At 32.6% G+C, this 13,201-nt stretch carries 13 protein-coding genes and 1 tRNA gene; 4 read left to right on the plus strand and 10 right to left on the minus strand.

From position 1 onward, the window contains the following. Positions 1 to 1,128 carry an OmpA family protein gene (locus tag BTO05_RS09085; protein ID WP_087492367.1) on the plus strand — a complete coding sequence of 376 codons (1,128 nt, stop codon included), beginning with the start codon at positions 1 to 3 and terminating at the stop codon, positions 1,126 to 1,128. A gap of 3 nt (positions 1,129 to 1,131) precedes the next feature. Next, positions 1,132 to 2,400, plus strand: a complete 1,269-nt coding sequence (locus tag BTO05_RS09090) for an MFS transporter (RefSeq protein ID WP_087492368.1) — start codon at positions 1,132 to 1,134, stop codon at positions 2,398 to 2,400. A gap of 4 nt (positions 2,401 to 2,404) precedes the next feature. Here the strand turns inward: BTO05_RS09090 and BTO05_RS14130 are convergent, their stop codons facing one another. The 7 genes from BTO05_RS14130 to BTO05_RS09115 form a co-directional block, all read right to left on the minus strand. Further along, positions 2,405 to 2,560 (minus strand): hypothetical protein, encoded by a 156-nt coding sequence (locus BTO05_RS14130; RefSeq protein WP_198295217.1) that lies wholly within the window; start codon positions 2,558 to 2,560, stop codon positions 2,405 to 2,407. Between the two features lie 19 nt (positions 2,561 to 2,579). Continuing rightward, the gene (locus BTO05_RS09095) at positions 2,580 to 3,719 is read right to left on the minus strand and encodes a sulfatase-like hydrolase/transferase (RefSeq protein WP_198295218.1); all 1,140 of its coding nucleotides are present in this window, start codon (positions 3,717 to 3,719) and stop codon (positions 2,580 to 2,582) included. A gap of 66 nt (positions 3,720 to 3,785) precedes the next feature. Next, complete coding sequence (locus tag BTO05_RS09100) at positions 3,786 to 4,538, minus strand: UDP-2,3-diacylglucosamine diphosphatase (RefSeq protein WP_087493320.1); 753 nt, start codon at positions 4,536 to 4,538, stop codon at positions 3,786 to 3,788. A 10-nt stretch (positions 4,539 to 4,548) separates the two neighbouring features. Beyond that, the gene (locus BTO05_RS09105; protein WP_087492369.1) at positions 4,549 to 5,001 is read right to left on the minus strand and encodes a 6-pyruvoyl trahydropterin synthase family protein; all 453 of its coding nucleotides are present in this window, start codon (positions 4,999 to 5,001) and stop codon (positions 4,549 to 4,551) included. A gap of 98 nt (positions 5,002 to 5,099) precedes the next feature. Next, positions 5,100 to 5,276 carry a hypothetical protein gene (locus BTO05_RS14135; protein WP_198295219.1) on the minus strand — a complete coding sequence of 59 codons (177 nt, stop codon included), beginning with the start codon at positions 5,274 to 5,276 and terminating at the stop codon, positions 5,100 to 5,102. 26 nt (positions 5,277 to 5,302) lie between these two features. Then, positions 5,303 to 6,637, minus strand: coding sequence for an MATE family efflux transporter (locus tag BTO05_RS09110; RefSeq protein ID WP_087492370.1), 1,335 nt, complete (start codon positions 6,635 to 6,637; stop codon positions 5,303 to 5,305). Continuing rightward, entirely contained in the window at positions 6,634 to 7,134 is a 501-nt protein-coding gene (locus tag BTO05_RS09115) for a GNAT family N-acetyltransferase (RefSeq protein ID WP_087492371.1), read from the minus strand. Before BTO05_RS09115 ends, BTO05_RS09110 begins: the two co-directional genes overlap by 4 nt. Before the next feature lie 36 nt (positions 7,135 to 7,170). Here BTO05_RS09115 and BTO05_RS09120 point away from each other — a divergent pair, with 36 nt between their 5' ends. After that, positions 7,171 to 7,968 carry a universal stress protein gene (locus tag BTO05_RS09120; RefSeq protein WP_087492372.1) on the plus strand — a complete coding sequence of 266 codons (798 nt, stop codon included), beginning with the start codon at positions 7,171 to 7,173 and terminating at the stop codon, positions 7,966 to 7,968. 5 nt (positions 7,969 to 7,973) lie between these two features. Continuing rightward, positions 7,974 to 8,047, plus strand: a tRNA-Ala gene (locus BTO05_RS09125). A 4-nt stretch (positions 8,048 to 8,051) separates the two neighbouring features. Here BTO05_RS09125 and BTO05_RS09130 read toward each other — a convergent pair. From BTO05_RS09130 to BTO05_RS09140, 3 genes are all read right to left on the minus strand, one after another. Further along, positions 8,052 to 8,891 carry an alpha/beta hydrolase family protein gene (locus BTO05_RS09130; RefSeq protein ID WP_087492373.1) on the minus strand — a complete coding sequence of 280 codons (840 nt, stop codon included), beginning with the start codon at positions 8,889 to 8,891 and terminating at the stop codon, positions 8,052 to 8,054. Further along, positions 8,891 to 11,635, minus strand: coding sequence for a PD-(D/E)XK nuclease family protein (locus BTO05_RS09135; protein ID WP_087492374.1), 2,745 nt, complete (start codon positions 11,633 to 11,635; stop codon positions 8,891 to 8,893). Before BTO05_RS09135 ends, BTO05_RS09130 begins: the two co-directional genes overlap by 1 nt. A gap of 64 nt (positions 11,636 to 11,699) precedes the next feature. After that, the gene (locus tag BTO05_RS09140) at positions 11,700 to 13,088 is read right to left on the minus strand and encodes an OmpA family protein (RefSeq protein ID WP_087492375.1); all 1,389 of its coding nucleotides are present in this window, start codon (positions 13,086 to 13,088) and stop codon (positions 11,700 to 11,702) included. Positions 13,089 to 13,201: the final 113 nt, after the last annotated feature.

Below are 13,201 nucleotides of genomic sequence, written 5' to 3' on the forward strand. Positions count from 1 at the left end.
ATGCGTTATATTTCTATGAAAAATATTTGCACACTCTTTATTCTATTTAACATTCAGATTACATTTTCTCAAAATTTAGTTTTGAACCCAAGTTTCGAAAGGCAAGTGGACGAAAGATGTCGTGTTTATCTAGGCGGTTTTAATAAGACTATTTCAGGTTGGACTATACCAAATATGGGTTCAACAGATTATTTTGATACTTGTAGTGACGACATGGGTTCGAAAAATTATAACGGTTATCAAAAGCCTAAGTCAGGAAAGGCTTATGCCGGTATATATGTTTATACGGATAAGAATTACAGAGAATATGTACAAGGTGAACTTTCGGAAACGTTGACTAAAGATGAAATTTATGAAGTGACTTTTTACCTTAGTTTAGCAGATAAGTCATCTTTTGCAATAAATGATATTGAAGTCTTATTTACTGAAGAAAAATTAAATCCTTGTTATAAGTCTAACAGTTGCGAAAAGGCAATTAAACCAAAGGCCGCTACTGATAAAAAATTCAAAATATATTCTGATAACAGCGATATGTTTTTTGCTGATAAAAGGTCATGGAAAGCATATACCTTTCAGTTCAAAGCCCAGGGTTATGAAAACTTTTTTTCAATTGGGAATTTTTATAGAAATAATAGAACTAAAACTAAAAGAAATTTGTCTTCAAGCCCGTATTTGTTTTCCTATTACTACATCGATGAGGTATCTGTTATACCATTAAATAAGGCATTAGCCTCAGAAGACTCAAAAATAAGTACTACAAAAGAAGAACTTAAGATTGTGGCTAATAAGACCTATACTTTTAAAAATGTCTTGTTTGATTTTGATAAATCTGAATTATTAAATTCGTCTAAAGATGAATTAAAGGGTTTATTTAAGCATCTAAAAGCAAACGAAGAATTAGATATTGAGATTTATGGACATACTGACAACATAGGTCTGGATAAAAGAAATGAAGATTTATCCAAACAACGGGCAAAAGCTGTAGCACAATACTTAATTTTACTAGGAATAAAAGAGATTCGCATCACATATTTTGGTTTTGGAAGTCTTAACCCTATAACAACCAATAAAACCGAAGAAGGGCGTCAACAAAATAGACGCGTGGAGTTTAGGCTCATAAAAAAATAATATTTGACAAAAAACGACCCATACGCAGCGTTACGGATTAAAGAGTTCAATACATTCTTGTTAATTAGGTTTGCACTTATTTTTGGGTGGTCTATGCAGTTTGTAGTTATAGAGTGGCAGGTGTATGCATTAACTAAAGACCCATTGTCATTGGGCATAATTGGTGCTTGCGAATTTATTCCAGCATTTTTAATGGCCCCTTTTGCAGGACATATAGTGGACCAACGTGAAAAACGAAATCTATTTATTCAAACAATTGCAGCATTTTCATTAATTAGTTTTGGCTTGTTTTGGTTGACAACTTCTACTATTGAGGAGAGTTGGTCAAAAAATAGCATCCTTTATTCTATTTATTTCTTAGTTTTTTTTGGAGGTATCCTAAGAGCTTTTTTTAGCCCCACTATTTTTTCATTAGTTGCTTTAATTGTTCCAAAAAAGCTATATCCAAATGCCGCAACTTGGAGCAGTTCGACATGGCAAATTTCACGTGTATTAGGTGTTGCTTTTGCGGGATTTTCAATTAGTTGGATCGGTGTACATTGGTCTTTATGTATTGTTTTTGGGTTGGTGATTTTTTCTTTATTCGTAGTTTTTAGAATCAAAAAGAAACCGATTTTAAATCCAAAAATAGGAGAGCCTATTTTACAAAGCCTCAAAGAAGGTGTCCGATTTGTTTTTAAAACCAAAGCTATTTTGGGTGCTTTAACATTGGACATGATTTCGGTATTATTTGGAGGAGCAGTAGCCTTATTAGCGGTTTTTGCACAAGACATTTTAAAAGTTGGACCACAAGGGTTTGGTATCCTAGTAGCTGCACCATCAGTTGGTGCTTTTTTAACGATGTTAATCACAGCTTACTTACCAATTAGCAAAAATGCAGGTATGAAATTACTTGTTGCCATTTTTGGCTTTGGTTTATGTATTATAGTTTTTGGGCTTTCAACATCCTTTTGGCTATCAGTTGCAGCCTTATTTTTTAGTGGTGTAACAGATGGTGTGTCGATGGTTATACGTCAAACGATTTTACAATTAAAAACTCCCGATAATATGAGAGGCCGCGTATCATCAGTAAACTCTATGTTCGTGGGCTCTTCAAATGAGCTTGGCGCTTTTGAAAGTGGTTTAACCGCAAAGTTAATGGGAACGGCTAATGCTGTTGTCTTTGGTGGTACAATGACCTTAATAACAGTTCTAACTACGGGCATTGCATTACCATCATTTAGAAAACTTGATTTGACAAAAGATATTGAAGAACATTCAGAAGAAGGATAATTGATTACTCTCGGATTTCATTTACTCTATTAATCAATTCATTTAGAATGTCACTATCATTTTGACTTAATGGTAACTGATTTGCGTTTAATAAATTTGTGTTCTCTAATGGGTCAATAGATAGGTTGTAAAAACGTTCAGCTCCATTATCAAAAATCATGTATTTATGAGTGGTATTTCTAATTGTATAATCTTGCACTCCAACAGGACCTCTTTCGGCATATATAGTCCCTAGTCACAGCATTTGTTGAGGTAAGAATATCTTTAAAACTTTTACTGTCATTAATTTCAGAAGTAGTATTCCCTGCTAATTCGGAAATTGTAGCAAATAAGTCTGTAGAATTTAGTAATGCATTTTCAACGGCATTTACCCTTGTAACATTTTTACCAGAAATAACCATTGGGACGTTAACTCCTCCGTTATAAATTGAGCCTTTTGCTCTTGAGCTTAAATATGCCTGTGCTGTTTCGCCAGGCGTACCATTATCGCCAATAAATATTATAACGGTATTGTCTCTTTCGGTGTCACTCATTGAGTTAAGTAGTCGACCTATTTCCGTATCCATTGCTTCTAGCATAGCCATGTAATATGGCAAAGGATTGGCATCAATACTTGCTTGATCAGTTGGGAGGTTTCCTTGATTGTGTAGATTGTTTGGCGGTAAATGAAACGGAGTGTGTGGTGCGTTATATGCCAACCATAAAAACCATGGTTGAGTTTGTTGGTCAACCCAGTCTATAGCTAAATCTGTAAATTTTGTGGTCGTATATTCTGTTGAATTAGAAGTTTGTCCATTTTCGGTAAAATTCCAACTGTTGTATGACTGCACACCACCACTAAGCAATCCTGCATAATAATTAACACCCATATTTGTTGGATGACTTGCGTCATTATTGGCTAAATGCCATTTACCTACCACCGCATGATTATACCCAGAACCGGCATCATCTAAATGAGATTGTAATGACACCTCTGATAAGGGCATTAGGTCACCAACTTCTGTAACACCTGTTCTAAATCCATACTTACCTGTAATGATGCTTCCTCTTGTCGGAGTGCATGTCGGATTTGACCAGAAATTATTAAATCGTATTCCTCTACTCATCATCGACTCTAAATTTGGCATGTTTGGCTTGACACTTCCAACATTGTAGTTAGGTGTTGCGTCTAAGCCTATATCATCTGCTATAATTAATAGGATGTTTGGCTTTTCAGACTGTGGATTAGGACCAGGTCCAGAGTCAGAATCATCAGAAGATTGACAAGCAATTACTAAAACAAAGATTAAGGTGATAATGGTGATTGGGCGAAATTTCATAAATATATTTTTAATTAAGACTCTGAAACAAGGCCTAGGTTTAATTATAATTATGTAAGATGTGTACTAGTATTTTTTCAACTCAAAAGTATCACCATCAAACACACCATAAGTAAAATACTGGATCCAATCACCAATATTGATATACTTAGAATTCTGATTAAGCTGAATTTCTAAAGGTAAATGCCTGTGACCAAACACAAAATAATCACGGTGCTTATCTTCTAATTTTTTGCGACTGTATAAAGCCAACCACTCATTATCATCGCCAAGAAATGTAGCGTCATCGTCACCAGAAATCAATTTATTTTTTACCGAGAAATATTGAGCAATTCGCATTCCAATATCAGGATGTCCCCATCGAAATAACCATTTAAAAAAGGGGCTTAAAAAGACTTTTTTCATACGCTTGTAGCCTTTGTCTCCTGGTCCCAAGCCGTCACCATGACCAATAAAAAAATCTTGACTTCCTAATTTAAACTCCTGAGGTTTATGATATACAGGTATTCCCAATTCTTCTTCAAAATAGCCATTCATCCATAAGTCGTGATTACCAACAAAGTAGTGAATTGGTATACCAGAGTCAGATATTTCGGCAAATTTACCTAAAGTTCTTGTAAAGCCTCTTGGCACAACGGTTTTGTATTCAAACCAAAAATCAAATAAATCACCCAATAGAAAAATAGCTGCTGCATCATGCTTTATTTCATCTAACCAAGCCACAAATTTCTTTTCGCGAGGTCTAGATGCTTCCATAGTTGGCGCACCTAAATGGTTATCAGAGGCAAAGTAAATTTTTTTACCAGTTGGTATATTTATGTGATGAATATTAGTCATTGTCTGAAGCAAACCACTCAGCAAAGCTTGTAGCTGTTTCTTGAAGTTTTAAGGAATGTAACTTGATATGATTAGGTAAACGGTGTTTAATTTTATTTGCAAAATCAATGACCATCATTTCGCTTGTGGGTTGATAATCTGCAAGAATAACATCATGTCCACGTTCTTGAAGTTCTTTTGCCAGTTCTACATGTGGTGTGTTTTTATTAAAAACAGTAGCATGGTCAAATACATCTACAATCTCTTCTTTTACAATTTTTTTAAGGTCACCGAAGTCTATAACCATACCAAACTTAACGTTTGATGTATCGGATATTGGTGTGCCAATAACAGTAACATCTAGTCTATAACTATGACCGTGAACATTTTTGCACTTACCATCGTAACCATATAATGCATGACCAGTTTCAAAAGAAAACTGTTTTGTGATTCTGATATTACTCATTAACGTCTCTTATTTCTGTTTACAAAATACACGATAATAAGTACCAATCCTAACAAAAGGAACAGTCCATTTCCACTAAAAAAATTTAAGATATCCATTTATTCGTTGTTTAATCTTCTCTTTCTACTTCTGTAAATAAAGTATGCTATGATTACTAAAACCACAAAAGGCAAGACAGTGCCAATAAAAACACCAATACCATATGCTGCATCAGGAGCTTCTTTGAGTTTTTGGTCTATCTCTGCGTTTTGTAATAGTAGAATTAATAGATTCATTTAACAGTTTTATATATGGCTCAAATTTAAGGGTTTTGGGCTAGTGGTCTAAATGTTTTTCTTAATTTTATGATTAACGGGAAACCTCTGGCGATAATCCAAAATGTAAAGGCAATAAAAATACCATGTAGTTTTAGGTTAATACTATCTGTATAAAGTATTACTGGAATAAAAACGAGTAGTGTTGAGAAAAGGAGTAGATTTCTTAAGTATTTCATTTTCCCCAAGCCTTTAAAAACACCGTCAAATATAAATGCTAAAGCGCATAAAGGCTGCATAATAAGAACAATCCAAAAGACGTCATAAAACGCGTTTAAAACTTCAGTATTATTACTAAAGATACTACCAATAAAATAATAAAACGCACCACCAATAACAGCAATTATTAGACCTATGAGAATACCATATTTAATTAGTTTATTACTTAAAAGAATAAGGTTTTTATAATCTTTAGCACCTAATAATTTACCAGATAAAATATTACCTGCACTAGCATATCCGTCAATTAAAAAAGCCCCCAAAAACCAAAGGTTTATGGCAATTGTATAAGCGGCAATGTAAGTTGGTCCGTAAGATGTTGCAAAGCTAGTTGCAAAATACAAAGCCACATTTAATGCGATTGTTCTGATGAATAGATTAAGAATCATTAAAGTAAACCTTTTGATTTCTGGATTAAAAGGGAATTTAACTAGTAATGGAATATCTGTCTTTTTAAGAATATAGAAAGCAGATAAACCAGCCATAAGCATTTGAGCAATAACGCTAGCGTAAGCTGCACCTTTGATATGTAAAGGCGGAATTACATCTGCAATACCATAAACCAATATAAAGTCAAAAATAATATTAGCTATAGCTCCAGAAATGGCTATTAACATTGGATAATACGTATTTTGAAGACCTCTAAACGTACCAAAAACTGCAATTGTAAATAAGGTAAACGGAAAGCCAAAGACACGTATTTTGTAGTAATCTACGCTATATTCTAAAATAATGTTTGACGCATTATATAGCTTGAATATTTGAGATGCAAAAGGATACGTAAAAGCAATAATTAGTAGACTTAAAGATGTAATAATAAAAATAGCTTGAGCTGGTAAATTTTTTACTGCTTCTACATTTCCTGCACCTAAATATTGAGAAACTATTGAAGAGATAGCGCTTCGGGTTTGTCCTAAAACCCAAATTAACATCGATAAAAATGTTGAAACAATACCAACAGCTGCTAGAGATTCTGTTGCATTTAATTCAATATTACCAACAATAGCTGCATCAGTTAATGACAATATGGGTTCTGAAACTCCGGAAATTAATGCCGGAATTGCCAGTTTATTAATATTTTTTAATGAAATTATAGTATTCACAGCATTAATTCATAACAATGAAAAGGATATTTACTTTGTTTCGGAAAGTAAATATCACCCAATCGTTTGTAGCCACGAAGTTCGTAAAACTTTTGATTTCTTTTGTTCTGAGAAAAGGTATCTAATCTAATAGACCTATAGTTGTTGTCTATAGCAAACTGTTCTGCAAAATCCATTAGTTTTTGAGCATAACCATTTCCTTGATGTTTTGGGTCGATTGCCAATCGGTGGATGTATAGATTTTTGTCATTTTCTGTAAGCCAATTAATAGGCATGTATTCTTCGTCCATTAAATCCGACAACACTACAGAGCCAATTACAGAATTTTCAAATTCTAAAACATAAAGTTCATTTCTTTTTACATCATTTAAAAAAGCAGTTTTATTTGGGTAGTGTTCATTCCATTGATAAATACCAATACTAATCATGTGTTTTGCACAAGCTTTAGTAACCTGCATTAAGGTATCAATATCGGTAAGTCGAGCTTTACGAATCATTAATAATGTTTACTTTTGTGGTCTAATTCTATTATGATGAAAAATATTTTAGTTCCTGTTGGGTCATCCAAAAACGCAAAAAGTCACTTGCAATATGCTGTTGATTTTGCTAAAAGTTTTGGAGCAAAGGTTTATGTTGTTCAAATATATAATGTTTACACCAAAGCCGGAACTTTAGTGAAGATAGATCATATTTTAGAACGTGAAAGTCAAGCATTTTTAGATAAACATGTTGCGTCTATTGATAAAAAAGGTGTTGAGGTTGTTACAAGAGTCTTTAAAGGAAAATTAATTGACACCATTGAGTTAGCTTGTAAAGCTTTGGATGTAGATTTAATTATTTTAGAACCAAGAACAAATTCAATTAAAGATGAAGTTTATCTAGGAAAAACTTCTGGTAAAATAGTAAAGCAAACACAAATCCCTGCTTTGATAGTCCCAGAGAACTATACTTACAAACCAATGGTTAAGATATTAATGGCCATTAAATCTGCCGTAATTAAAAAGGAAGATGCATTAATTCCTTTAATTGCCATAAAGGATAAGTATAAGGCAGTCCTTAATTTATTAGTTGTAAAGACACCTAATTATAATGAAGGTGATTTAGAAGTCGGTAAAAAACTGTCGAGTCTTATTACAAACACAACAAAAACTAATGCCCAGACAACGTTTCAAGGTGTCTTAGAGCATTACAAGAATCATAATCCAGATTTACTTTGTGTTGTAAGACGAAAGAGAGGTTTTTTCAAAAAACTATGGGAAGATAACACGATACTAAAAAAAGATTTTCACAGCACGACAATACCCGTTTTAGTTTTAAGCGGCTTAAAATAGTTTTCGGGGATGTAGCTCAGTTTGCTAGAGTGCTTGACTGGCAGTCAAGAGGTCGTGGGTTCGAATCCCATCTTCTCCACCTTTTATTTTAAAAAATTTATAGATGCATTCATCATCGCTTTAAACTCTTTTGGAACAGATTTTTCTGTCCACGGATGTTTTACGTTAAATACATGATTTGCACCTTTGATAATATTTAACTGACTTTTGGGATTCCAGTGATTAAGATTTTCTGCTTCAGAAACAGCGATTGAAGTATCACTTTCCCCATGAATAATTAGATGCGGCACATTAATTTTTTTGCATGCTGATTTAATATTTAAATTATCTTTATTCTTAATAAAATCCTCATAAAACTGATAATAATGAGGCATTTGTTGTTTTGTACGTCCGTTAGTCACGTATTTAACACCATCTTTTTTCCATTGTTCTAAATTGCCAAAAGTTGCAGTGCGCTTTTCAAAATCGCATACGCTTGCTAAAGTGACAAGTTTTTTTATTCGATTATCTTCAGCAGTTTTAAGCACAGTAATGCCGCCTCCACGACTATGTCCTATGAGATATATTTTTGTTGTGTCTATCGCTGAGTTATTCTCAAATTTATCAATTGACCAATTAATAACGTCACCCAAATCATTAATCTCTTTTGTATAATTATTATTTCCAAAGGCCTTTAAATCTGGAAAATCTATTGGATTTTCAACAGTGCCTCCATTATGAGAAAAATTAAATTTCAAGAAACAAAACCCAGATTTTGCAATTGTTTTGGCCATTATATTCCAAGCGCCCCAATCTTTAAAACCCTTATAGCCATGAGAAAAAATAATTATTGGCTGCTTCTTTATTTCTGGATTATAAAACGTATCAACAACCATTGGTTTTTGACCATAGCGCTTTATTATAGTATTTTTTTCGATATACATTATTCCAATTCTTTTTCGATAAAATCTATATTAGGATTGCAGATTTCTATAATTAACGATTTAAGTTGAGCTTCAAAATTTTGAAGGGTTTCATCAAAAATTTCGTGGTTTTTCTTTCTGCTATGAGTAGATTCCTTTTCAGCAAACTTTAAAAAGCCCTGTTTTAGATTTTTGAAGGAAATGATGCCAGCTTCAACAGGAAGTTTAATAAGATTTTGTTTTTTCATCATATAAGCATAACAAAGTACTTGGAAAGACTTACTGTACTTTTTGTAATCTGTATTTAATAAATTCCAGTCTACAATTTCGACATTGTTTTGCTCTACCTTACCAGATTTATAATCCACTATTCTTGTCACGCCATTAAGTTCGTCAACGCGGTCTACTTTACCAGTTATATTGATTGGGAAACCAAGTTCTGGGATATTTATAGCAACAGTATTATCTACTTCTATTGCAATTATCTTTAAAGCATTTCCGTTTTTTAAAAGGTCTATTTCAGAATTTAAAAAATTGACGATGTAACGTTTTGCAATTTCGAATATGATAAGATTTTTGCCAGATGTTATATCACCTTGTTTATACTCTTTAGTAAAATGTTTAGTAATAGTTATATCAATTAAAGACTTCATTTTTTTGATGTCTTCAATTTGAAGAAATTTACCTTCAAAAGGTTTATAGAAATCTTCGAGAGAATTGTGTACAACTGTTCCTAAAGTATTAGCTGCAACAGTTTCTTCAACTTCTTCAGTATTTCTAATACCCAAAACCTTCTCAAAATAGAAGTCTATCGGGTTTCGAATGTATTTTGTTAATGATGAAGGTGAAAACCCTTTAGTAGCATAGTTTTTGAGTTTATTAATAATAGTATCATCTTTTTTTATAGTCATTAATTTACTTTCTATTTTTGGGATAGAAGGCGAAATGACTTTATGTTTTATATCATGAATACCCTCGATTTCAAGTTGGGTTATAAAACGACTTTTTTCTCCACCTTTTAAGGCATCGACTTCGGTATTATAAATTAAATAAACATTTTTAGCTCTTTGAATTAAGCTATAAAAGTGGTAGGTATAAACGGCATCTTTTTCTTTGTAGGTTGGTAATTCATTTTCAATTTTTACATCAAATGGAATAAAGGAATTATTGGTTTTCCCACCAGGTAGAATACCTTCGTTTACTGAGGTTATAATTACGGTTTCAAAATCCAACACACGAGACTCTAACATTCCCATAATCTGAAGTCCTTCTAAGGGTTCTCCCTGAAAATCTAAAGTTTCACTATTCAGTAATTCTTTATAAACAGAGAATAGTGTTGAAACGTCATTTATGAATCCAAATTTAGAGTTTAGAGACGCTATTTCATTAAAAAGAGTATTAAAACGGTATAGATATTCTAACTCTAATCTTTTTTCTGTTTTAAAATCATCAAAACCTTCTTTGATACTTTTAATTAGCTTTAGACAGTTGCTTATATTTTTTGTAATAGACACATGCCAATCTTCAAACAGTAACTTTATTAATTCTACATCTGATTCATATGATAATTTTATAATATCATCTACTGATAAATAGGCGATATTGTTTTTATGAATTGTTTTTATGATATGCTCGCTAGATTCAAAAATATATTGAATCATTTGATGAGAAAGAATAGCAATAACGTCTTTAAAATAAAAACGCTTAACCTTTACTCTGTGAATCATAAAAAGCTGCTCAAATAAAGACGCTACTGGTATTGATTTTAAAGGCAAACCCATTGTAACGTTTACTGCATTTATACCAATTGGTAGAGCGTTAAGTACAGGCATTAATAATAGTTCGTCTCCTAGCACAACTGCAGTGCTGTTTAAAGAACTGTTTTCTTTTGATAATTGTTTTAACAAGTTACCAACGTATTTACTTTGACCTACAGACTTTGGGCAGCCAATAATATTAATGTTTTTTCGTAAAGAGTAAGTTGTTGTTATCCAATTAAATGGATTTGTCTTGTAAAATGACCATTTTTGTTGGTGACGCAGGGCAAATAAACTTGCGCTATGATTTTTATTATTAAAAAAATGAGAATCAATATCCCAATACACATGACCTATATTGTTTTGTAATAATTCTTGAATGATTAATTCCTCAGCAGAATTAAGCGCATTGAAACCAAGAAAGACATGTGTTTTTTTTGTGTTCTGAATATAAGTTTCTACGTGTTCTGTAGCCTCTTTATATATTAGACCTTGATAGGCAGTTTCTTCAGAAATTAAGTCATTAGTAAACTGATTGTAGTATCTACTCAGGTTTTTCCAAAAACTAAGATAGTTAGTAACTAATTCTGTCTTCTGAGTCTCTAAAGACCAATGATTTAGTTCTTGAATAGCACCCAAATAATCGAAAATCTTTATCGAATTAATAAGATACCTATCAATTTCATTAAAGTCCTGAACTAAAATTTGAGCCCATTTTGAAAAAGAATCAAAAGGTTCAACTTTATTTTTTGGAGTAATTTTTTTGTAAGACGAATAAAATTCAAATAATAATTCGACACCAGATATCTGTCTTAACTGCGAAAGATCTTGAACAAAATCCTCGATACTTATTATCTCTGGAGCGAAGCAGGTTTCTGAAATAAAATTATTAAGTCTGTTTTTTAAAAAGACACCAGCTCTTTTACTTGGTAAAATAAAAACTAACTCTGAAAAAGAAACGTCCTTTTTTTTTAAATCTTTTAAAACATTTTCTATAAAACTATCCATTACCTAAAAATAAAAAACGCTTCGAATATCCGAAGCGTTTTTTAAAATTTATGTGATAAAAAAACTAGTTAGCTAAGTTAATCTCAACTCTTCTATTTTGTTTTCTTCCGTCTCTTGTTTTGTTAGAGGCAATAGGCTTACTTTCACCAAAACCTTCAGCAGATAATCTAAATTGATTAACTCCGTTAGCAACTAAGTAATCTCTAACAGATATTGCTCTTTCATCAGACAGTCTTAGGTTTAATTTTTCTGAACCAACGCTATCAGTGTGACCTTCAACTGTAAATTTAGCATCTGGGTATTTACTTAATATAGCTATAATATCAGCTAATACTTGCTTAGACTCATCTTTAATTGACGCTCTACCAGTATCAAATAAGATAGTTTTAGCATAAGCATTTAATTGATCTTTTTCTGCTTCAGTTATTTCTGGGCAACCATTATTAGCTACAGTACCAGCAACATCTGGACATTTATCATCTTTGTCTAATACACCATCACCATCTTTATCTTGGTAAGGGCAACCGTTGTTTGCTGCAGGACCAGCTTCATTAGGACAACCATCTTTAGCATCAGCAATACCATCGCTATCAGCATCAGGACAACCATTTAAAGATTTTAGACCAGCAACTGTAGGACAATCATCTTTACCATCAATTACACCATCACCATCAGCATCAGGACATCCATTAAATTCAGCTAATCCAGCTTCGTTAGGACAATCATCTTTAGAATCTTCGATACCGTCATTGTCAGAATCAGGACAACCGTTAAAGGCTTCTAAACCTGCAACTTCTGGACAAGCATCTTCATGATCAAAAATACCATCACCGTCAGTATCAGTTCCACCAAATTTGAATTTAACACCAAATGAATGTTGGAAATGTTTCGCTAATCTATCTTCGAAAGAATGCTTGTAAGATGTTTGTAAGTTTAAAGCAACTTTTTCAGAAACCCAGTAGTCAAGGCCTAAAGTACCATTTAAAGTACCAGCACCAATATCATCTACCCAAGTGTAACCACCACCAACACCTAAGTAAGGGTCAAGAGTGTTTGATTTGATTAAGTCCATGAAACTGTAAGAAACAGTTGCATCAACAGCATAATAATTTAAATTTGGAACACTGTTAACTGATTCATTACCGAAAGCGTCAACAACGTCTCCAAACTTGCTAATTCTGTTAAGACTACCAGCAATTGTAAAAGTAAAACCATCGTCTAAATATCTAGAAACTGCTATTCTCGATAAGAAAGGTAATACATTGTAATGGTCGTTTGCATTAAGAAATTCGTCAAAAAACTCACCTTGAGGAAGAGGCTCTCCCACAGGATAAAAATCAACTGCATTGATACCAAGACCAAAAGCCCAAGGATTGTTCTCATCCTGAGCGTTAGCAGTGCTAAAGCTCGCTAGAAGCACAGCTACAAATAATAATCTGCTAAGATTTTTCATATTCTAAATAATTTAATTTTAAGTGTTAATTGTTAGCAAATGTAAGTTGTTAAATATTATTAACAAAGACAAATATATAAAAATATTGATAGAAAGCCTTTAAATAAAGCCAT

The organism is Winogradskyella sp. PC-19 (assembly GCF_002163855.1).
GTDB lineage: Bacteria > Bacteroidota > Bacteroidia > Flavobacteriales > Flavobacteriaceae > Winogradskyella.

Coding starts and splice junctions, on each gene's coding strand:
- BTO05_RS09115 (WP_087492371.1), bottom strand. CDS start 7,134: ATGATTCGTAAAGCTCGACTTACCGATATTGATACCTTAATGCAGGTT.
- BTO05_RS09120 (WP_087492372.1), top strand. CDS start 7,171: ATGAAAAATATTTTAGTTCCTGTTGGGTCATCCAAAAACGCAAAAAGT.
- BTO05_RS09085 (WP_087492367.1), top strand. CDS start 1: ATGCGTTATATTTCTATGAAAAATATTTGCACACTCTTTATTCTATTT.
- BTO05_RS14135 (WP_198295219.1), bottom strand. CDS start 5,276: ATGAATCTATTAATTCTACTATTACAAAACGCAGAGATAGACCAAAAA.
- BTO05_RS14130 (WP_198295217.1), bottom strand. CDS start 2,560: ATGATTTTTGATAATGGAGCTGAACGTTTTTACAACCTATCTATTGAC.
- BTO05_RS09095 (WP_198295218.1), bottom strand. CDS start 3,719: ATGAAATTTCGCCCAATCACCATTATCACCTTAATCTTTGTTTTAGTA.
- BTO05_RS09130 (WP_087492373.1), bottom strand. CDS start 8,891: ATGTATATCGAAAAAAATACTATAATAAAGCGCTATGGTCAAAAACCA.
- BTO05_RS09140 (WP_087492375.1), bottom strand. CDS start 13,088: ATGAAAAATCTTAGCAGATTATTATTTGTAGCTGTGCTTCTAGCGAGC.
- BTO05_RS09105 (WP_087492369.1), bottom strand. CDS start 5,001: ATGAGTAATATCAGAATCACAAAACAGTTTTCTTTTGAAACTGGTCAT.
- BTO05_RS09135 (WP_087492374.1), bottom strand. CDS start 11,635: ATGGATAGTTTTATAGAAAATGTTTTAAAAGATTTAAAAAAAAAGGAC.